Genomic DNA, 19,133 nt, shown 5'->3' with positions numbered 1-19,133 from the left:
TCAGGGAAAGAGCAATTAAGAAACCCGGTGGCTGGTTGGGCCACCGGGTAAACGGAATATCTAGTTTGCGTATTTTGGACAATGAGGTTGGTCAGGCGCCCATTGCGATCTGGCTGTCAAGCTCGGCCGGTTCCGGGTCACGCAGCACATAGCCGCGGCCCCAGACCGTTTCGATGTAATTGTCGCCCCCGGTGGCATTTGCCAGCTTTTTGCGCAGTTTACAGATAAACACGTCAATGATTTTCAGTTCCGGTTCATCCATGCCGCCATAGAGGTGGTTGAGGAACATTTCCTTGGTCAGCGTCGTGCCCTTGCGCAGGGATAGGAGCTCCAGCATTTGGTATTCTTTCCCGGTCAGATGCACGGTGCGCCCGTCGACTTCGACGGTTTTGGCATCCAGATTGACCGAGATCTTGCCGGTCTTGATGACAGATTGCGAATGGCCTTTGGAGCGGCGGATAATGGCATGAATGCGTGCGACCAGTTCCTCGCGATGGAAGGGTTTGGTCATATAGTCATCGGCCCCAAAGCCGAATCCCTTGATCTTGTTTTCGGTGTCATCGGCACCGGTGAGAATCAGAATGGGGGTTTCGATACGTGACATACGCAATTGGCGCAGCACCTCATGCCCGTTCATATCGGGCAGACCGAGGTCGAGCAGAATCAGGTCATAATCATAGAGTTTGGCAAGATCGATGCCTTCTTCGCCCATATCGGTTGCATAGACGTTCAAATTGGCGTGGGTGAGCATCAGTTCGATGCTGCGCGACGTTGTCGGGTCGTCTTCCACCAGCAAAATACGCATTTCGGGATTCTCCGCTTTAACTAACTTCCGATTGCAAGCAGCATCCCCTCAAATGGTTAATCACCCGTTACCCTAAAAGAACTTTTAGCGAAAACACCTTAGGGTTGTCTATATTTTTGCAACGCCGTAGCCCGTAAAGCGGCCTCTCCGTGCATTTTTAGCGCAGATCGCCACTCTTCCAGCTCTTCTTGTGACAAACCATAGAGTTTCATGGCCTCATCCTCGGTGATCAACCCATAGGAGATTCCCTTAACCACGGCGGACTTGCGACTGGCCACCCAGCGACGTGTTTCAGATGGCGGAAGATCAGCGCGCGTCATAATCGTGCCATCAGGAAGGGTTACCGCACGCGGCCCTTCAACTTTCTTCAGATACATCTCTGCTCCCCTACTTTCTGGCGTTTGCATCCCAAATCACCGCGGAACCAATCAGTTTGACCTGAAAACCAGGCTTTTCATCGGTGTTTTCCCTGTTTGCCCCCCGAAACCGAGACAGAGCGGCGACACCTCTGCGCCACTTTGACGTGACAGGTTTAAGGAGAGGTGAAGCCCCCCCTTGTTGTTCCTTCGAATTTTCCTATATTTTGGCGGTCTTCTGGAAAGGGTCCGTTATGACATCTGAGGCAATGGTTAAAACCGACGCAGTGAACTCGCTGGGATTCGCAAAACCGCCGTCTGAAACGCGCGTGGTGGTGGCGATGTCGGGCGGCGTGGACAGTTCGGTCGTGGCCGCGATGCTGGCCGATGAGGGCTATGACGTGATCGGCGTGACCCTGCAGCTTTACGATCATGGCGCGGCGCTGGCGAAAAAAGGCGCCTGCTGTGCCGGGATTGACATCCATGACGCGCGCCATGTGGCCGAAAGCATGGGGTTTCCGCATTACGTGCTGGATTACGAGAACATCTTTCAGGACGCGGTCATTGAAGAGTTTGCCGACAGCTATCTGGGCGGGGCGACGCCCGTGCCCTGCATTCGCTGCAATGAGCGGGTGAAATTCAAGGATCTGTTGGAAACCGCACGCGATCTGGGCGCGGATTGCATGGCGACGGGCCATTATATTCAGCGCGCCATGGGGGATCATGGCCCGGAGCTGCATTCCGCCGCGGATCCCGCCCGCGACCAAAGCTATTTCCTGTTTTCGACCACGCCCGAACAGCTGGAGTATCTGCGCTTTCCGCTGGGGCATCTGAAAACCAAGGACGAAACCCGGGCGCTGGCGCGCAAATACGGGTTGGAGGTCGCGGACAAGCCGGACAGTCAGGACATTTGCTTCGTGCCCGATGGCAATTACGCCGGCGTGATCGAAAAACTGCGCCCCGGCTCCGCAGAACCGGGCGAGATCGTACATGCCGATGGGCGGGTGCTGGGCACACATAATGGGGTGATTCACTACACGATCGGCCAGCGCCGGGGCCTTGGCATTGGCGGGCTCAGCGAGCCGCTGTATGTCGTGAAACTGGATGTGGACGCAAAACAGGTGGTGGTAGGCCCGAAAGAGATGTTAGCGACCCGAACCGTACCCGTGCGCGAGATCAACTGGTTGGGCGATGAGCCGTTCACCAGCCGCAAAGAATGGCATATGGGCGTGAAAATCCGATCAACCCGCCCGCCGCGCGAGGCCATCATCCGGCCGATTTCCGAGACGGAAGCCGAGGTGGAGCTGTTGACCGCCGAAGAAGGGGTCAGCCCCGGCCAGGCCTGTGTGTTTTACGACATGGACAGCCCGCGCATTTTCGGCGGCGGCTGGATCTGGCGCGGCTGACGTTTGGGTTTTTGACCGATGCTTGACGAATGTCGTTGTGCCGCCCCGGCCATGGGGGGATGATCGGGCCAAACAACCCGAAAGGACATTTTATGCGTCGTTACATCACCGCCCTTGCATTGGGCGTGGCCCTTGGCACCTCCGCCCTTCCCGCCCTGGCCGAAGAAGAAACCCGCACCCAGCGCGCGGCCCTTGCGGCGGGCTATATCGAGGCCACCTTGCAGGATCTGGACATGACCGCCATGATCCAGACCATGTGGAAGCCGCTGGTGGCGGATATCCAGTCAAAGGGCATTCCGCTGAACGACGATCAAGTCGCGCAGATCGACAAGCTGTATCAAGACGAAATGACCGAACCGATGTATGAGATCATGCGCGGTCAGGCCGAGGTGATGGCCGATGTGTTCACCTTCGCAGAGATCAAGGCGTTGAAGGAGTTTTACGCCACCGATCTGGGGCGCGCGGCGATGACCAAGCTGCCGCAACTGGCCGAAAAGCAGACGCCGATGATCCTGCAGATGGTGCAGGAGAAGATGCCGGTGATCATTCCGCAGGTGCAGGGCATTCTGGCCGCCGGTGTGGAAGGTGATGGTGAGGCCGCGCAATAACGCGTCGGATCTCCCGGGGCTGGTGTGTGATCAGCCCCGGTCCCAATTTGTGACCACATCCAACACGGCGCGGGCGGCGCGCAGGCCCGGGGCCTCAAAGCCCCGGCCCAGACGCTGCATCGTCAGATCCATCGCGTAATCCTGCGACTGGCGGTGATCGAGCAATTCCAGAAGCGCGGGCGCGATCCGGTCGACCTCGCATTCTGCGCCCAGAAATTCCGGCACGGCGCGGGTTTCCGACACCAGGTTGACCAGCGTGACCGTGTCGATCCGGAGCATCCGGCCAATGAGCTGGCGCGACAGCCAGTTCATGTCATAGGCAATCACCATCGGCGTGCCCGCCGCGGCAAGTTCCAGCGACACGGTGCCAGAGGCCGCCAGCGCCACATCCGCCGCCTTGAAAGCGGCCCGTTTGGTGTCATGGTCTTCGGGCGCAATCAGGATCGGTTTCACCGGCCATTTGGCCGTGACCTCGCGCACCAAATCCACCACGCCCTGCGCCATCGGCAGCACAACCCGCGTGCCGGGATGTTCGCGCGCCACATGGCCGATCACCTGGCCAAAGCGGTCGGCCAGCCGAGAAATCTCGCCTTTGCGCGATCCGGGCAGCGCCAGCAGCAAGGGCCCCTCGCCCACGGCATGCACATCCCGAAACTCCTGCGCCTGCCTGTCCGTGGCCTGCGCCTCGGCCACCACCGGGTGCCCGACGAAATCACAGCCCATGCCGGCGGCGCGCATGTAAGGCGGTTCAAAGGGCAAGAGCGCCAGAACGTGATCCACATGCTGCGCCATCTTGTCCGCGCGTTTCGGGCGCCACGCCCAGACCGACGGGGCCACATAATGCACGATGGGAATATCGCGGCCATAGGTCAGGCCTTCGATTTCCTCTTCCTTCACGATCTTGGCGACGCGCAGGCAGAAATCGGGGCTGTCGATGGTAATGAGCACGTCAGGCCGTTCGCGCAGCGCAGCCTCGGCCGTTTCGCGAATGCGGCGTTTCAGGTGGAAATATTTCGGTGCCACCTCGGCGATGCCCATAATGCTGAGCTCGCCCATATCGAACAGAGACGACAGCCCTTCGCGCTGCATCGCCACCCCGCCGACGCCGTGAAATTCGACATTTGGGCAGAGCGTTTTCAGGCCCGCCATCAGCGCCGCCCCCAGCCGGTCGCCGGAAGGTTCACCCGCGATCACGAACACCTTGAGCTTTTCCGCGCGCGTTTCCCCCATCACCGCATCTCCAGAAACAGGCCGAGGTCGATGACAAGCTGTTCCACTTCGTCTTGCTCCAGCACAATCACCTGACCGGCGGGGATCACAATGCCCCCCAGCCCGGCCCGGGCCACGCCCCGGATCGTATCCGGCCCGATGGTGGGAATGTCCATGCGGCTGTCCTGCCCGGTCTTGGGCGCCTTCACAAACACCCCGCGCGCGCCAAGTTTCAGCGCCTCGGGCGTGTCGCCCACATAAGAGAGCAGCGCATCGGTGCCGCGAATGGTCTCGATGCCAAGGCATTGGCCACCCGCAACCACCACACCCTGCGCCACATCCACCGCATCGAGCGCGCGCAGGATGGCAAAGCCCCGGTCTGCATCCTCGCGGTCCTGCGCCGTCATGGCGCAACCGATCAGGCGTGCCTCGATGGCAGGCCTGTCGGTCACATCCTGGGCGGACACGACCTGAAACCCCTGCTCTTCAAACACTTCGGCCACGAGGCGCAAGAGCACATCATCGCCTTTGCCCAGCACCGATTTGATGCGCGGAAAAAGCGAGACCGTGGTCATGTCCATCTTCAGCGGATTGAGCTTGGGGCGGGTGACTTTGCCCGCAAAACAGACCCGTTTCACATCGGCCTGTTTGAGCATCTTGAACAGCGCGCCGAGCTTCTCGTAGCTCGCCTCGGCCAGTTCATGCGTGTCGGGCCGGATAACGTCGATGCCGCGCAGGGCCACGAACAGCGCGTCCGGGTTGGCGCGGGCAATGGTGCCGGGCAGATCGCCCGCCCCCGCAATGATTGCCAACCGTCCTGAAGTGTCCGTGTCTGTTGCCATGCCCATTGACCGCCTTGTTATTTCGGGGTCAAGAAGCCGCGATCGCTGTCGCCGGTGATGAACCGGACCATATCGCGCACATATTCGCTGTCGCCGGCGTCGCCCAGGGCCCGGGCGCGGTCCTGAAAACTGCCCTCGCCGTCTTTCAGGGATTTGAACGCGGCGCGCAGGGCGTTGATTTCCGCCCGGTCCACACCGCGGCGTTTCAGGCCCACCAGGTTCAACCCGTCCAGCTCGCCGCGCGGACCCTGCACCAAGGCGTGGGGCAGAACGTCTGCGGTGACCATCGAAAGCGCGCCAATAATGGCGCCGCGCCCGATGCGGATCCATTGGTGCAGGCCCGACAGGCCGCCGACGATCACGTCGTCTTCGATGACAACATGTCCGGCCACGGCCACATTGTTCACCAGGATCACATGGTTGCCGATCTGAGCGTCATGGGCCACGTGACAGCCCGCCATAAATAGCCCGTCATCGCCGATGCGGGTCACATAGCCGCCGCCCGCCGTGCCGGTGTTCATGGTCACATGTTCGCGGATCCGGTTGCGTTTGCCGATGATCAGCCTGGTGTCTTCGCCCGCGAATTTCAGATCCTGTGGGATCTCGCCAATCACCGAGAAGGGAAAGATCACCGTCTCGTCGCCGATCTCGGTCTCGCCGGTCACCACCACGTGGGATTTCAGCGTGACCCCACGCGCCAGCGTCACCTGCGGGCCAATATGGCAGAACGGACCGATCTGGCAATTGGGGCCGATCTGCGCGCCCTCTTCGATGATGGCGCTGGGATGAACCTGAGCCGAGGGGTCAATCGACATGGATCAGCCCTTTCCGCCGGTCACGTCGATCATCGCCATGAAGGTCGCCTGACAGGCCACCTCGTCGCCCACTTTGGCGACCCCGTCAAATTTCCACACTTTCGCGCCGCCTCGAATGGTCGTCACATCCAGCGTCAGCACGTCGCCCGGCACCACCTTGCGGCGGAACTTTGCGCTGTCGATGCCCATGAAATAGACCACGGCCCCGGTGCCGACCAGATCGAGCGAGAGCGACACCATCACGGCCGAGGTCTGGGCCATCGCTTCGATGATCGTCACACCCGGCATGATCGGCAGGCCCGGAAAGTGGCCCTGAAAATGCGGTTCATTCATGGTGACCATCTTGATGCCCCGGGCAAATTCACCTTTGCGGATGTCTTCGACCCGATCCACCAGAAGGAAAGGGTAGCGGTGGGGAATGCATTCCTGGATCAGTTGGATATCGGCGGTGGAGGGCACTTCAACCATGGTCATGTCCTTTCAGATGGCCCCGGTGCCGGGACCTGTGATCTTAAACTATGTTGCAAAACGCTTTAGCAATTCGCCCAACCTGAAACAATGTCAAAGCGGGGCAAGCATCGGCAATCAGGGCTAATTTTGCGCGGGAGGGTCGATTTGCGGCAGGATTTCGGACGGTTCAATCACCTCTTCGGCCTGTTCGCCTGCCGGGGCATCCAACGCCGGTTCGCCCTGCCCATCGCCCAAAATCTCATCAATCCGCCGGATCGCCTCATCGGTGATATCGATTTTTTGCGTGGTCAGAAGGATGGCCCGCCGGTCGATGATCATGACGCCGCCCCGATCGCGCACCACCTGTCCAAGGATGGGGCCGGCCTTTTCAAAAAACGCGCTGCGTTCGGTTTCGAAGCGGCGTTTGAACTCTTGTTCCAGCACAGGTCGTTCTTCGCGCAGGGACTGGACCTTTTCATCAAAGGCATCTGCCAGCACCCGAAACGCCTCTGGTGTCAACGTGCTGCGTTGTTCGGTCAGGCTCTGTTCTTCCTCTGCCAGGGCCGCCTCTACCTTGCGCGCTTCCATCGCCAGCCGGCTCCGTTCGGTTTCCAGTTCGGCCAGAATACGCCGCCCATATAATGAGCCGGTGAAAAGCCGGTCCCGGTCCACGGCGAGGATTTGCGAGGTTGGAACGGGTTTGCCAAGGTCCGGCGTGATACCGGGCGCAACCGTATCATCAGCCGCCGAAGGGCTTTCTGTATTTGTGTCCTGCGCCATCGCCATGTGCGCCGTACCAAGCACACTGCCCAGCAGGCAAACCCGGATGACGGTGCCGGGGCCCGGCATCAGGGCAGACCAGCGCGCCGCCTGATATCTGGCGATCAGGCGGGCTTTGGTCATCAGGCGGCGTGCAAGATCAGAACTGAGACGAGATGGTAAGCTCAAACTCATTCTCTTTGTCATAGGCTTCTTTCGCAATTGCGTGCGAATAGTTCAGACGCAGCGGGCCAATCGGCGTGGTCCAGAACAGCGATGCCCCGATGGACGAGCGCAAATGCGCGCCGTCATCCACAGTGCCGCCCAGATCATTGTCCAGGCCCCAAAGCGCACCGGCATCCAGGAAGACCCCGCCGGTCAGACCGTATTCTTCGGGAATGCCAAGCGGGAATTCTGCTTCGAACCGGGCCACCGCATAGTAGTTGCCGCCAAGCGCATCCTGGTTGACCGCGGTCAGATCCCGTGGCCCCAACCCATTGGTGGCAAAACCACGCAGCTTGGACGGGCCCAGGTGATAGCGGTCGGTGAAGCGCGAAACGCCCCCATCAAGCCCCTGCAACATGCCACCTTCAAACGTGGCCGACAGGGTCACCTGATCGTTCAGCACCTTGGTTTGTGCCCGCGCCAGGGCTTCGGCCCGGAAATACTGATAGTCGGATCCCAAGCCACCAATATCCGCGCTGAGGCGCAGCAATACGCCCGCGTTGGGATTAAGACCGGTGCGCCGTGAATCGTAGGAATAGGTCAGCCCCGCGCCCACGCCAGTCTGGTTGCCCCGGGCCGCTTCGGCCTTGATGATCGCCGAACTGTCCGCGTTCACATTGAACATCTCGCTGCCATCAACAAAGGCACGAACCCCCAAACGGGCGTTTTCACTGACCGGAAATTCAAGCGAGGGGCGGAAGCCCAGTTTGCGGCTGTCAAAGAAGGACGAGGCCTGTTCGCTTTCGGTATAGAAGGCGGAGATCCCAAAGCGCAAATCGCGCCCGAGGAAGCGTGGTTCGGCAAAATCGAACGAAAAGGTTGTGGTGTCCGAGGTGTTGGCAAAGGCCAGTTTCAGGAACTGACCACGCCCCAGGAAGTTGCGCTGGGTATAGCCGAGGTTCACACCAAACCCGTTTTCCAAGCTATAGGCGCCGCCCAGGCTCAGGCTGCCGGTTGGGCCTTCTTCCAGGTCCACATCCACAACAACACGATCCGGCGATGAACCTTCGCGTGTGTTCACCTGCGCATCGGTGAAGAAGCCAAGCGCGCGCACACGTTCCGCCGCTTCGCGGATTTCGCGCGGGTTGAACGGGTCCCCTTCCGCAATGCGGAACTGGCTGCGTACCACGCGGTCCAGCGTGGTGGCGTTGCCTTCGATATCGATCCGTTCCACCACAACACGGGGGCCGCGGGTCACGAGAAAATCGATGTTCAAAAGCAGATTGCGTTCATCGCGTGTCACCACCGGTTCGACGCGCACGAAGTTCAACCCTTTGCGAAGCGCCAGACGTTCCATCCGGGCGATGGTGTTTTCGATCAGACGCGGGCTGTAGACCACGCCCGAGCGCAGCTGCGACACGGCCAGAAACTCGTCCGAATTGATTTCGGGTTGATCGGTGCTGGCGGTGACGGACCCGATGCGGAACTGCTGCCCTTCCTGCACGTTGAAGGTGACGAAAAACGCGTCGCGTTCACGGGCAAATTGCGAGGTGGCACTTTGCACCTTGAAATCCACATAGCCGCGCGATTGGTAGAAATCGGTCAACACCCGTTTGTCGAACTCGATCCGCTCCGGCACATAGCTGTCGGCGCGGATGAAGGTGCGCAGGATCCCGGCCTGTTTGGTTTGCAGCACGCGGCGCAGGCGCCGGTCCGAGAATTTGCGGTTGCCGACGAAAGACAGGCGTTCGACCTCTACCGTCTTTCCTTCGACCACTTCAAACACCACATCAACACGGTTGTTGGCGCGGCGGATGATTTTGGGGGTGACGGTTGCGGCCAGACGGCCCTGCGCCTGGTACATTTCAACGATGGTCTGCGCGTCCTGTTCCGCCACGGTCGGGCTATAGACATAGCGCGGCAGGGTCTTCAGAACCGGTGTGAACACGTCGTCTTTCAGGCGGCGGTTGCCTTCCACCGACACCACGTTCACGGTCGGGTATTCCTTGACTTTCACCACCAGTTTGCTGCCCTGTGGCAGGATTTCAACAGTTTCGAACAAACCGGATCCGACCAGCCGCTGATAGCCGTCATTCAGCGCCCCTGCGGGCACGGTTTCCCCGCGGTTGATTCCAAGATAGTTCAGGATCGTTGCCGTTTCGATCCGCTGCGCGCCCACCACTTCAACCGTGTTGAACGCATAGGCCTGCGCCACAGCCGGGGCAGCGGGCATGACGGAAGCGGCTGTAATACCGAGAAGAATGGCGACCGAACTGCGTTTGGCAAAGCCGGTGACCCTGTTGATTGATTGCGAGAAGGTGCTGCTCTGTCCACCCGAGAAATTCATTTTATCTACTTTCGCTCAGACATCCCATTTCCATCGTGATTAAAGGGTCAAAGGGGGCATGTCAAAGCAGGAAAGCGCCCCGGGGGCCGAGGCGCTTTTACAATTGTGTTCCACGGTGGGTTGTTTTGCCGTTTGCTGGCTTAAATCAAGTTCAGCATGCCACGCAGAGGCTTGCCCTGAGCCGGGGCCATACCGGGCCGGATCCAACGCAGGCCGACACCAATCAGGGCCAGCTCTCATCCCGGTCTGTACCCTGCCGAAAGGTCAGTTGACCAGGGCCGCAGCGGTGGACAAACCGGCCAAAATCGCGCCTGCAAACAGGAAACGATCCAGGTTCAGATCAACGAGTAGCGACAAACCGCGATATCCGTTTTGAAGATGCGTCATGTTCCTCTCCCACACTTCTTGCCCGCAATTGGGCCCTTGCCCGCAGCTGGGCTAGGGGAAACGTAAAAAGAAAATGTGGCGGAAGATGAGGGGAATTATGGCAATTATGAGGCAATTGCCTGATCCGGACGCGGCGGGCGGGCAGGACACGCGCGGCTGCCCTGCCCTTTACCGCGTTGAAAAATCAGCAGAACAGATCGTTGGTCACGCCAAAGACCATCAGCGACAAAACAATGCCCAATCCAATGATCAACAGCGCATTCATCGCGCGATCCGACGGTTTGCGACCCGTCACCGCTTCATAGCCAAAAAACACCAGGTGGCCCCCATCCAGAATCGGGATCGGAAAGAGGTTCAAAAGCCCCACCGCCGTGGACAACATGCCGATAAAGGCGATGAAACTGGTCGCCCCCTGCGACGCCGCCTGCCCCGACACCTGCGCGATGCCGATGGGTCCGGACAGGTTGCAGCTGGAAATCGCCCCGGTGATCATGTGCCACAGGCCCGACAGGCTGGACTGGATAATATAAATGACCCGGTTCACCCCGCCTTCAAGGCTTTCAAACAGGCCCGGCGTGCGGGTTGCGGGCTCAAAGATCATGCCCGAAGTGATGCCAATCAGCCACCGGGTTTCAAATCCGCCATCCGCGACGGGAATATCCTGTCGGCGCGGGGTCAGGGTGACCTCGGATCGCGCACCATCGCGGTAAATGCCAAGGGTCAGCGGCGCGCCGCCCCCATCCACCACGTGATCGCGCAGCGCTTCGAACGTGGCAACCTCTTCGCCGTTCACGGTCTCGATCAGATCGCCGGTTTTCAGCCCGGCATCAATCGCGGCGGATTTTGGCGTGACCGAGCCGATCAATGGCGGATAAGGATGGCGCCCGGTGGTGACGAGCTCCTGCCCGTCGCGGCGCAGGCGGTAGTCCACCTCAGCCGTGTCGGGCAGCTTGGTGATGAAGTCGTAAAACTCGGACAGGTCCGGCGTGTCATTGCCGGCAATCGCCAACACTTCGTCGCCGGGTTTCAGCACGTTTTCGATCCCCGGCACCGGTTTCACCTTGGCCACGGACAACGGATCGGTGGCAATCCCGGTGTAAGACAGGATGCCCGCGAAGAGGAAAATCGACAGGATGAAGTTGAAGATTGGCCCGGCCGCCACGGTGGCCGTGCGCGCCCACAAAGGGGCCCCCGGCATGGTGTGGCGCTGCTCTTCCGGGGTCATCTGAGCCAGGGCCACGTCATCCGCCCCGCCCGAGGCGGCATTGGCGTCGCCCGCGAATTTCACATATCCACCAACGGGATAGGCGGCGATCTGCCATTTGGTGCCGTGCTTATCCACGCGCGAATATACCACCGGCCCCATGCCGATGGAAAACACATCTGCCTTGATCCCGGACCAGCGCCCGACAATGTAATGGCCGTATTCATGCACCGCCACGATAATGGTCAGCGCGACCAGAAAGGCCAGGATGGTGAAGGCCAGATTGCCGAAATCCGGCAAAAGCGCAAAAAGCTCCATGGATCAGTTCTCTCCCATCGACACCGCGTGCCGCAGCTTACTGTAAAATCATCAATTCGCGCGCGGTGATACGACCCATCTGGTCAGCGGCGCGGACATTATCAAGGGTCATCGCGGCATGGATCAGGGCATTGTCACCCGCCAGCCGCGACAGCGTGTCTTCGACAATCCCGGCCATGTCCATGAAGCCGATCCGACCTGCAATGAATCCATCAAGGACAATTTCCTTGGCCGCATTGAACACGGCGCCGTTCAGACCGCCCGCCGCCATCACCTCGCGCGCGAGGCGCAGCGCGGGATAGCGGGTGTCGTCGGGGGCGCGAAACTCCAGCGTGGCCACCTGGGCCAGATCCAGCCGTTCAACCGGCAGATCGCGCCGGTCGGGCCAGTTGAGCGCATAGCCGATCGCGTGGCGCATATCCGGCGCGCCCAGATGCGCCATCAGCGCCCCATCGTTGAACCCCACCAGCGCATGGACCAAGGATTGCGGGTGGACCAGCACCTCGATCCGCTCCGGATCGATCTGGAAAAACTCTTTGGTTTCGATCACTTCCAGCGCCTTGTTGAACATGGACGCGCTGTCGATGGTGATGCGCTGGCCCATGTCCCAATTCGGATGCGACGAGGCCTCGGCCAGCGTGGCGGTGGCGAGCTTTTCCAGCGGCCAATCGCGAAACGCGCCGCCAGAGGCGGTGATGATGATCCGCTCAACCGCGGACATCTCTTCGCCCACAAGCCCCTGAAACACGGCGGAGTGTTCGCTGTCCACGGGCAGGATGCGCGCGTGATGGGCCTGTGCGGTGGCCATGATCAAGGGGCCAGCGGTGACCAGGCTTTCCTTGTTCGCAAGCGCGAGGGTGGCTCGGTTTTCGAGCGCGCGCAGACCCGGCAACAGCCCCGCCGCGCCGACAATGGCGGACATCACCCAATCGGCGGGGCGACAGGCGGCGTCTTCAATCGCCCCTTCGCCCGCGGCGGCCTCAATCCCGGTGCCGGCCAGAGCGTCGCGCAGCGCGGGCAGGTTTTCTTCATGCGCGGTGACGGCGATCTCCGCCCCCAGACGGATCGCGTCTTTGGCGAGCAGATCAACATTATGCCCGCCGGTCAACGCCACCACGTCATAGGCACCGGGGTCACGGGCAATCAGGTCAATGGTGGATTGGCCGATCGACCCGGTTGCGCCAAAAATAGAGATCCTGCGCATGGGTTACCCCACCACGTAAAGCGGCAGGGCGAGGCCGACCGAGAGCACGTAAAAGATCGAAGCCGCGCCAATCATCGCGTCAAACCGGTCCAGCACACCGCCATGGCCGGGAATAAGGTTCGAGCTGTCCTTGACCCCCACAAACCGTTTGATCGCGCTTTCGGCAATATCCCCCATCTGCCCGGCAAAGGCCGCCAAAACCGAGACGACCACCCAGACCAGCATCACACCTTCGGTGGCGAAATAAAGCCCGATCAGCGCTGCGCCAATCCAGCCCGCAACCGTGCCGGACCAGGTCTTCTTCGGGCTGACCCTGGGCCAGAATTTCGGCCCGCCCAGCAGGCGCCCTGCGAAATACCCGGCCACGTCGGACATGATCACCACCAGCACCAGCCAAACCACCAGTTTGGAATGTGACAGGTGCAAAAAGCCCAGGGCGGCCAGCATGATCAGCGCACCATAGCCGACAAACAGCAGGCGATTGCGTACCAGCAAAAACGCCCCCAACACCGGAACCCCTGCCAGGGGAATCCAACTGGCCCCAAAATTCCCGGCAAATTCAAGCCGCAGCCCGGCCAGTTCAACCACCAGCGCGGCCAGGACGCCAATCCCGATCGAGGCCAGAGGATGCCTGGCACCAAGCAGGCGCATCAGTTCCCAAAAGCACAGACCAATGACGGCGGCAATCAGCGTGACAAACACGGTGCCCCCCATCCAGATGGCAACCGCCGCCACCGCAGCCATTGCAAGCCCTGCCGCCATTCGTGGCCCCAGATCCGTCCATTTCGACCCGGTCTTCACTTGTCCCATGATGTTCCTTTTCTGCCCGTCAGCGGCAGCCTTGTGGTTATTCCGCTGCCGTATCAGACACGGGTGCCACAGCCCCATAGCGGCGATCACGCCCCCCGAACCGCGCCACGGTATCGGCAAAAACGGCCTGGGTGAAATCAGGCCAGAGCGTGTCGATGAACTCATATTCCGCATAGGCGGATTGCCAGAGCAGGAAGTTGGAAATGCGCGCTTCGCCCGAGGTGCGGATCACCAGGTCCGGATCCGGCAAAACGCAGGTATCCAGGTAACTTGTCAGCGTTTTTTCATCCACAATGTCCGGGTCCAGATCGCCGTTGGCCACATCTTTGGCCATGCGTTTGACGGCACGGGCAACCTCGTCGCGACCACCGTAATTCAGCGCGATGGTCAGATGCACCCGGTCATTGCCGCTGGTCATCTCTTCCAGCTCGTCCATCAGCGCCTGCAGTTTCTTGTCCAGCCGCATCCGGTCGCCGATGAAACGCACCCGCACCCCTTCGTCGCGCAGGGCACGGGCCTCTTTGCGGATATAGCGGCGAAACAGGCTCATCAGACCAGAGACTTCGCTTTGCGTGCGTTTCCAGTTCTCGGTCGAGAAGGCAAAGATCGTCAGGTATTTGACGCCGATATCGGGGCAGGCCTCGACAATTTCGCGCACCCGTTTGGCCCCGGCATGGTGGCCAAACAGGCGCGGTTTGCCGCGTTTTTGCGCCCAGCGGCCATTCCCATCCATGATGATGGCCACATGTTCCGGCGATGTCCGCTCTTTACCCACTCACACTCTCCTGACAGGTCAAATCCGGCTGGATCAGACCTGCATGATCTCTTCTTGTTTTGTGTCCAGGGCGCCGTCGACCATTTTGACATATTTGTCGGTCAGCTCCTGCACCTCGTCATGCCACATCTTGTTGTCATCCTCGGACATGCCGTCCTTGGCTTTCTTCAACTGCTGCATCCCGTCCTGGCGCACATTGCGGATCGCCACACGGGCGCTTTCGGCATATTGCGCGGCCACACGGGTCAGTTCGCGGCGGCGTTCTTCGTTCAGCTCGGGGATCGGCAGCATGATGATGGTGCCATTAAGCTGCGGGTTGATGCCCAGGCCGCTTTCGCGGATCGCCTTTTCGGCCGGCCCCACCAGCGACTTGTCCCAGATGTTCACGGTCACCATACGCGGTTCCGGCACGTTCACGGTGCCCACCTGGTTGAGCGGCGTGCGCGACCCGTAGGCCTCTACCATGATCGGATCCAGCATCGAGGCCGAGGCCCGCCCCGTGCGCAGCGAGGCAAATTCAGTGCGCAGCGCCCCGATGGCCCCGTCCATGCGGCGCTCCAGATCGTCCATATCCAGTTCAAATTCTTCGTCAGACATTGCAGACGTCCCCTTGTAATTCATGCTCTTGTTTTCGAGCGTCTTTTCATACCTATAGCGCCCTCGCGCGGCGCTTGTACAGCAACCCCTCCCGTAAGAAGGGAAAACCTGACCTTTTTGGCGAATTCCCGCCCGATACGCGCGGGGTTAGCCCCCAACCTTCGTATAGGTGCCCTGCCCCGACAGGATGCCTTTGAACCCACCCGGTTCATCCAGACCAAAGACAATCAGCGGCAGGTTGTTGTCACGCGCCAGCGCAATGGCAGACGCATCCATCACCCGCAGGCGTTTGGCGAGCACGTCATCATAGCTGACATGGTCGTAGCGCACCGCGTCGGAATGTTCTTTCGGGTCTTTGTCATACACCCCATCAACGCCGTTTTTGCCCATCAGGATCGCTTCGCAATTCATCTCATTGGCGCGCAGGGTGGCGGCGGTGTCGGTGGTGAAATAGGGGTTGCCGGTGCCGGCGGCAAAGATGCAAACCCGTTTCTTTTCCAGGTGACGCACAGCGCGGCGGCGAATGTACGGTTCCGCCACCTCATCCATGCGGATCGCGGAAATGACCCGGGTAAAGACCCCCAGCCCTTCCAGCGCGGATTGCATCGCCAGCGCATTCATGACGGTCGCCAGCATGCCCATATAATCGGCCGTGGTACGTTCCATCCCCTGCGCCGACCCGCTGAGGCCGCGAAAGATATTGCCGCCGCCGATCACCATGCAAATCTCGACGCCCATATCCGCCACGGTTTTCACCTCGCGCGCGATGCGTTCCACCGTGGGCGGGTGCAGGCCAAACCCCTGATCGCCCATCAGCGCCTCGCCGGAAATTTTCAACATGACCCGATTATAGGCGGTCTCTTGTATCTCGACGGGGCTGGCGGCGGGGGTTTCGTTCATTGCTGGCATCCTGAACTGGGTGATTGTGTTGGCGCGCAAAATGGCCCAAACAGGCGCAACATTCAATGCGATACTCGTGTTGCCCAAGAAAAAAGCAACAGGATCGAAAGAAGACCGGATCGCCATGGACCTGACCGCGGAGCTGACCACCCTCCCCCCAGATATGCCCGTGCTGATCGCCGGGGCCACGGCGTCGGGCAAATCGGCGCTGGCTTTAAAGATCGCGGAGACGGGCGGCGGAGTGATCGTGAACGCCGACGCGCTGCAGGTCTTTGCCAATTGGCGCATTGTCACCGCGCGGCCCTCGCCCGAGGAAGAAGCACGGGCCAAGCATTTGTTATATGGTCATATTCCCGGGGATCAGGCCTATTCAGTGGGCCATTGGCTGCGGGATGTGGCGCCGATTTTACAGGGTCCGGAGCGACCCATTATCGTCGGCGGCACCGGGCTGAACCTGACCGCCCTGACCGAGGGGCTGGCTGATATTCCGCTGACCCCGCCAGACGTGCGCGCCGAGGGCGAAACCCGGCTGGCGGAAGGTGGCCTGCCCGCGCTTCTGGCCGATCTGGACCCGGACACCGTGGCCCGGATCGACCAGAGAAACCCGGCCCGTGTGGCGCGCGCGTGGGAGGTGCAACGCACCACCGGGCGCGGCTTGGCTGCCTGGCAGGATGACACGCCGCCACCGCTCTTGCCGCTGGGGTCGGCCTGCGCGTTGCATCTGGACGCGGATCGCGACTGGCTGCGCGACAGGATCGAACGGCGCTTTGATCTGATGATTGCCGAGGGCGCACTGAATGAGGCACGCGCCAACCTGCCGGACTGGGATCCCAAGGCGCCCCACGCCAAAGCGATTGGCGCGCCCGAGCTGATTGCCCATCTGAAAGGTGAGATGACTCTGGATCAGGCCCGCGACCGCGCCATCATCGCCAGCCAGCAATATGCCAAACGCCAGCGCACCTGGTTTCGCAAGCGGATGACGGCGTGGCAGGCGATTCCCCTGCCCGGCTGACACCGACCGCGCCCGTTCACCGCACCGCAGCAATCGGCAAAGTTATCCACAATTGTCCACGATTTCTTGTGGGGCGCCTGTGGATAACTCCAATTCCAGTGAAATCGACAGGGACAAAATCAACATTTTTGGCGTATGATAAGGGATCTGCTGCCACATATCCTGCCAAAAAGCCTGCCTGCGCCATGACCAATATTCCCACTGCTGCCTCTCCGTTTCGTGTTGTTCCGCTTGCCCGGATGAGCAAAGGGGGGCGTTGGCGCACCGAAGCCATGCGGTCCTACGGCGCGCCCGTCCTGATTTGGTTCACGCGCGGTCAGGGTCGGGTCACGGTGAATGGCGTCACCGCCGGATATGGTCCGCATAACTGCCTGTTTGTCCCCGCCGGCATCATGCACGGGTTTGAAATGTCGCCGCAGGTCACCGGCACGCTGGTGGTGTTCCCGCAAGGCTGTGAAGACGAGCTGGCCCTGCCCGAAGACCCGGTGCATCTGCGCCTGCGCGAAGCGGACAAGCAAAGCGAGTTGGGCCGGATGATCGACGAGCTGCAACGGGAAATGGACCGCTATCAAACCCGTGGCGCGGATCGGGCGCATCGGGCGATGATGTGCCATGCCGGGCTGATCTCGGTCTGGTTGGAGCGGCAAATTTCAGACGGGCAGGAAAGTGGCCCGGCGGATGATGCCTCGGTGCGTCTGGCCAATGCCTTTGCCGCGCTTGTGGAACAGGAGTTTCACAGTTCGAAATCAGTGCGCGATTATGCGGGTGAACTGGGCGTGACCCCCACCCATCTGAGCCGCGTTTGCAACAAGGCCTGCGGGCGCCCCGCGTCAAGCATTCTTGCCGATCGGGTGCATTACGAAGCCCGCCGGATGCTGAGCGAAACCCATATGCCGATCAAGGTGATTGCGCAAAGTCTGGGCTTTGCCTCCGCCGCCTATTTCACCCGCGCGTTTCAAAAACATACCGGTCAGACCCCGTCACATTTCCGCGCGTCGCATTGATCCACGTGATCGCCTTTTTGAAAGTCTTTACATGAGCTCTCGTTTCGCCCCGCTGCCTAAGCCGCCCTATTACGCGGTGATCTTCGCCAACCAGATTTGTGATGCCCCGGAGGGCTATGGTGAAATGGCAGACAAGATGGTGGAACTCGCTCAGGTCCAGCCCGGATTTCTGGGGATTGAAAGCACACGGGATGAAGACGGGTTCGGGATCACCGTGTCCTATTGGCTCGACGAAGCCGCGATTGCGGCGTGGAAAGCCAAGGGCGCGCATCTGGCGGCGCAGGATTTCGGGATCACGCGATGGTATGACCATTACCACCTGCGCGTGGCCAAGGTGGAACGGGCTTATGCAGGACCAGATGGTCGATCCGTGAAATAAAGCTCTTCGACAGTCTCAAGCACAGCCCCAAACACGGCCCCAATCACAGCCCTTGGGACAGCCCCAGGCCCAGCCCCTGGCGCCCGATCAACTGCCCAAAATGGCCAGCACATAGCCGCGCGTTTCCTTATAGGGCGGCACACCTGAATATTTCTCGACCGCGCCGGGGCCGGCATTATAGGCCGCCAGGGCCAGACGCCAGGTGCGGAACTTGTTGTATTGCATCCGCAAATACCGTGCGCCCCCTTCCAGGTTCTGCTGAGGATCATGCGGGTTCACGCCCAGTTTGCGCGCGGTAAAGGGCATCAGCTGCGCCAAACCAATGGCCCCGGCATGGCTTTTGGCACGTGGGTTCCAGCCGCTTTCCTGCTGCACCAGCCGCAGAAACAGATCTTCGGGAATGCCATGTTTGCGCGCCGCCGCTTTCGCCATGTTCAGATACTGACCGCGATACTTGCCAGAGAACCGCGGAATGCCGGCGCTGCTTACGGTCACCCCTTTGGGCGATTTCGGCAACAGCCGCACCGAGTTCGAGTATTGCTGAGAGGCCCGACTGTCGAGCACATTGAGCTGCGACTTAAACGCCGCGCGCCCGCCTGACGTGGTGAACAGCCCTTCTGCTGCCACCGGACCCGCGGTGGGCATCATGACAAAAAGGCACAAACCAATCTTTTGAAAAACCTTGTGTGCAGACATTATTCTTCCCCAAACACGCGCCCAATATAATCGATTGGAAGCAACTCGCAATGGGGTAAGTCATTTCTTGCCTGACCTGTCTCTC

The 19,133-nt window shown here is 60.5% G+C and carries 21 protein-coding genes; 5 read left to right on the top strand and 16 right to left on the bottom strand.

The features are described 5' to 3' along the window. Positions 1–91: 91 nt before the first annotated feature. On the bottom strand, positions 92–805 hold the full coding sequence (gene ctrA / locus ACP15V_RS07720) for a response regulator transcription factor CtrA (RefSeq protein WP_424943090.1): 714 nt from the start codon (positions 803–805) through the stop codon (positions 92–94). Between the two features lie 98 nt (positions 806–903). Further along, the gene (locus tag ACP15V_RS07715; protein WP_424943089.1) at positions 904–1,182 is read right to left on the bottom strand and encodes a DUF1153 domain-containing protein; all 279 of its coding nucleotides are present in this window, start codon (positions 1,180–1,182) and stop codon (positions 904–906) included. Between the two features lie 248 nt (positions 1,183–1,430). Here ACP15V_RS07715 and mnmA point away from each other — a divergent pair, with 248 nt between their 5' ends. Together mnmA and ACP15V_RS07705 are read left to right on the top strand one after the other, a co-directional pair. Continuing rightward, complete coding sequence (gene mnmA / locus ACP15V_RS07710; protein WP_424943088.1) at positions 1,431–2,567, top strand: tRNA 2-thiouridine(34) synthase MnmA; 1,137 nt, start codon at positions 1,431–1,433, stop codon at positions 2,565–2,567. Between the two features lie 92 nt (positions 2,568–2,659). Further along, positions 2,660–3,175, top strand: coding sequence for a DUF2059 domain-containing protein (locus tag ACP15V_RS07705; RefSeq protein ID WP_424943087.1), 516 nt, complete (start codon positions 2,660–2,662; stop codon positions 3,173–3,175). Between the two features lie 30 nt (positions 3,176–3,205). On the opposite strand, the gene lpxB is transcribed toward ACP15V_RS07705, so the two are convergent. From lpxB to pyrH, 13 genes are all read right to left on the bottom strand, one after another. After that, the gene (gene lpxB / locus ACP15V_RS07700) at positions 3,206–4,405 is read right to left on the bottom strand and encodes a lipid-A-disaccharide synthase (RefSeq protein ID WP_424943086.1); all 1,200 of its coding nucleotides are present in this window, start codon (positions 4,403–4,405) and stop codon (positions 3,206–3,208) included. Beyond that, complete coding sequence (locus ACP15V_RS07695; protein WP_424943085.1) at positions 4,405–5,226, bottom strand: LpxI family protein; 822 nt, start codon at positions 5,224–5,226, stop codon at positions 4,405–4,407. The genes lpxB and ACP15V_RS07695 overlap by 1 nt, the downstream gene beginning before the upstream one ends. A gap of 17 nt (positions 5,227–5,243) precedes the next feature. After that, entirely contained in the window at positions 5,244–6,041 is a 798-nt protein-coding gene (lpxA, locus tag ACP15V_RS07690; RefSeq protein ID WP_424943084.1) for an acyl-ACP--UDP-N-acetylglucosamine O-acyltransferase, read from the bottom strand. A gap of 3 nt (positions 6,042–6,044) precedes the next feature. Further along, the gene (gene fabZ / locus ACP15V_RS07685) at positions 6,045–6,509 is read right to left on the bottom strand and encodes a 3-hydroxyacyl-ACP dehydratase FabZ (RefSeq protein WP_424943083.1); all 465 of its coding nucleotides are present in this window, start codon (positions 6,507–6,509) and stop codon (positions 6,045–6,047) included. Positions 6,510–6,632: 123 nt separating this feature from the next. After that, positions 6,633–7,394 (bottom strand): OmpH family outer membrane protein, encoded by a 762-nt coding sequence (locus ACP15V_RS07680; protein ID WP_424943082.1) that lies wholly within the window; start codon positions 7,392–7,394, stop codon positions 6,633–6,635. 16 nt (positions 7,395–7,410) lie between these two features. After that, on the bottom strand, positions 7,411–9,762 hold the full coding sequence (gene bamA / locus ACP15V_RS07675; protein ID WP_424943081.1) for an outer membrane protein assembly factor BamA: 2,352 nt from the start codon (positions 9,760–9,762) through the stop codon (positions 7,411–7,413). A 264-nt stretch (positions 9,763–10,026) separates the two neighbouring features. Further along, on the bottom strand, positions 10,027–10,149 hold the full coding sequence (locus ACP15V_RS07670) for a hypothetical protein (protein ID WP_424943080.1): 123 nt from the start codon (positions 10,147–10,149) through the stop codon (positions 10,027–10,029). 184 nt (positions 10,150–10,333) lie between these two features. Then, on the bottom strand, positions 10,334–11,671 hold the full coding sequence (gene rseP, locus ACP15V_RS07665) for an RIP metalloprotease RseP (RefSeq protein WP_424943079.1): 1,338 nt from the start codon (positions 11,669–11,671) through the stop codon (positions 10,334–10,336). Between the two features lie 37 nt (positions 11,672–11,708). Continuing rightward, positions 11,709–12,875: a 1-deoxy-D-xylulose-5-phosphate reductoisomerase gene (gene dxr / locus ACP15V_RS07660; protein WP_424943078.1), complete on the bottom strand. Its 1,167-nt coding sequence runs from the start codon at positions 12,873–12,875 to the stop codon at positions 11,709–11,711. Between the two features lie 3 nt (positions 12,876–12,878). After that, on the bottom strand, positions 12,879–13,685 hold the full coding sequence (locus tag ACP15V_RS07655) for a phosphatidate cytidylyltransferase (protein ID WP_424943077.1): 807 nt from the start codon (positions 13,683–13,685) through the stop codon (positions 12,879–12,881). Positions 13,686–13,722: 37 nt separating this feature from the next. Beyond that, positions 13,723–14,460, bottom strand: a complete 738-nt coding sequence (locus ACP15V_RS07650) for an isoprenyl transferase (protein WP_424943076.1) — start codon at positions 14,458–14,460, stop codon at positions 13,723–13,725. A gap of 33 nt (positions 14,461–14,493) precedes the next feature. After that, positions 14,494–15,057, bottom strand: coding sequence for a ribosome recycling factor (frr, locus tag ACP15V_RS07645; protein ID WP_424943075.1), 564 nt, complete (start codon positions 15,055–15,057; stop codon positions 14,494–14,496). A gap of 147 nt (positions 15,058–15,204) precedes the next feature. Next, complete coding sequence (pyrH, locus tag ACP15V_RS07640; protein ID WP_424943074.1) at positions 15,205–15,957, bottom strand: UMP kinase; 753 nt, start codon at positions 15,955–15,957, stop codon at positions 15,205–15,207. 124 nt (positions 15,958–16,081) lie between these two features. Here pyrH and miaA point away from each other — a divergent pair, with 124 nt between their 5' ends. From miaA to ACP15V_RS07625, 3 genes are all read left to right on the top strand, one after another. Beyond that, positions 16,082–16,969 carry a tRNA (adenosine(37)-N6)-dimethylallyltransferase MiaA gene (gene miaA / locus ACP15V_RS07635; RefSeq protein ID WP_424943398.1) on the top strand — a complete coding sequence of 296 codons (888 nt, stop codon included), beginning with the start codon at positions 16,082–16,084 and terminating at the stop codon, positions 16,967–16,969. A gap of 185 nt (positions 16,970–17,154) precedes the next feature. Continuing rightward, the gene (locus ACP15V_RS07630; protein ID WP_424943073.1) at positions 17,155–17,973 is read left to right on the top strand and encodes an AraC family transcriptional regulator; all 819 of its coding nucleotides are present in this window, start codon (positions 17,155–17,157) and stop codon (positions 17,971–17,973) included. 31 nt (positions 17,974–18,004) lie between these two features. Continuing rightward, positions 18,005–18,352 (top strand): antibiotic biosynthesis monooxygenase family protein, encoded by a 348-nt coding sequence (locus ACP15V_RS07625; protein ID WP_424943072.1) that lies wholly within the window; start codon positions 18,005–18,007, stop codon positions 18,350–18,352. 87 nt (positions 18,353–18,439) lie between these two features. On the opposite strand, the gene ACP15V_RS07620 is transcribed toward ACP15V_RS07625, so the two are convergent. Then, positions 18,440–18,997 carry a lytic transglycosylase domain-containing protein gene (locus tag ACP15V_RS07620; protein ID WP_424943397.1) on the bottom strand — a complete coding sequence of 186 codons (558 nt, stop codon included), beginning with the start codon at positions 18,995–18,997 and terminating at the stop codon, positions 18,440–18,442. Positions 18,998–19,133 lie beyond the last annotated feature (136 nt).

The sequence above is a fragment of the Aliiroseovarius crassostreae genome, from assembly GCF_049803815.1.
Classification (GTDB): Bacteria; Pseudomonadota; Alphaproteobacteria; order Rhodobacterales; family Rhodobacteraceae; genus Aliiroseovarius; species Aliiroseovarius crassostreae_A.
Note: the sequence above shows the minus strand (reverse complement) of the source record. Positions and strands in the feature narration are given on the sequence as shown.

Bases quoted from the DNA above. Each gene is read 5' to 3' on its own strand.
- ctrA (WP_424943090.1), bottom strand. From the start codon at position 805: ATGCGTATTTTGCTGGTGGAAGACGACCCGACAACGTCGCGCAGCATC.
- ACP15V_RS07715 (WP_424943089.1), bottom strand. From the start codon at position 1,182: ATGTATCTGAAGAAAGTTGAAGGGCCGCGTGCGGTAACCCTTCCTGAT.
- mnmA (WP_424943088.1), top strand. From the start codon at position 1,431: ATGGTTAAAACCGACGCAGTGAACTCGCTGGGATTCGCAAAACCGCCG.
- ACP15V_RS07705 (WP_424943087.1), top strand. From the start codon at position 2,660: ATGCGTCGTTACATCACCGCCCTTGCATTGGGCGTGGCCCTTGGCACC.
- lpxB (WP_424943086.1), bottom strand. From the start codon at position 4,405: ATGGGGGAAACGCGCGCGGAAAAGCTCAAGGTGTTCGTGATCGCGGGT.
- ACP15V_RS07695 (WP_424943085.1), bottom strand. From the start codon at position 5,226: ATGGCAACAGACACGGACACTTCAGGACGGTTGGCAATCATTGCGGGG.
- lpxA (WP_424943084.1), bottom strand. From the start codon at position 6,041: ATGTCGATTGACCCCTCGGCTCAGGTTCATCCCAGCGCCATCATCGAA.
- fabZ (WP_424943083.1), bottom strand. From the start codon at position 6,509: ATGGTTGAAGTGCCCTCCACCGCCGATATCCAACTGATCCAGGAATGC.
- ACP15V_RS07680 (WP_424943082.1), bottom strand. From the start codon at position 7,394: ATGACCAAAGCCCGCCTGATCGCCAGATATCAGGCGGCGCGCTGGTCT.
- bamA (WP_424943081.1), bottom strand. From the start codon at position 9,762: ATGAATTTCTCGGGTGGACAGAGCAGCACCTTCTCGCAATCAATCAAC.
- ACP15V_RS07670 (WP_424943080.1), bottom strand. From the start codon at position 10,149: ATGACGCATCTTCAAAACGGATATCGCGGTTTGTCGCTACTCGTTGAT.
- rseP (WP_424943079.1), bottom strand. From the start codon at position 11,671: ATGGAGCTTTTTGCGCTTTTGCCGGATTTCGGCAATCTGGCCTTCACC.
- dxr (WP_424943078.1), bottom strand. From the start codon at position 12,875: ATGCGCAGGATCTCTATTTTTGGCGCAACCGGGTCGATCGGCCAATCC.
- ACP15V_RS07655 (WP_424943077.1), bottom strand. From the start codon at position 13,685: ATGGGACAAGTGAAGACCGGGTCGAAATGGACGGATCTGGGGCCACGA.
- frr (WP_424943075.1), bottom strand. From the start codon at position 15,057: ATGTCTGACGAAGAATTTGAACTGGATATGGACGATCTGGAGCGCCGC.
- pyrH (WP_424943074.1), bottom strand. From the start codon at position 15,957: ATGAACGAAACCCCCGCCGCCAGCCCCGTCGAGATACAAGAGACCGCC.
- miaA (WP_424943398.1), top strand. From the start codon at position 16,082: ATGGACCTGACCGCGGAGCTGACCACCCTCCCCCCAGATATGCCCGTG.
- ACP15V_RS07630 (WP_424943073.1), top strand. From the start codon at position 17,155: ATGACCAATATTCCCACTGCTGCCTCTCCGTTTCGTGTTGTTCCGCTT.
- ACP15V_RS07625 (WP_424943072.1), top strand. From the start codon at position 18,005: ATGAGCTCTCGTTTCGCCCCGCTGCCTAAGCCGCCCTATTACGCGGTG.
- ACP15V_RS07620 (WP_424943397.1), bottom strand. From the start codon at position 18,997: ATGCCCACCGCGGGTCCGGTGGCAGCAGAAGGGCTGTTCACCACGTCA.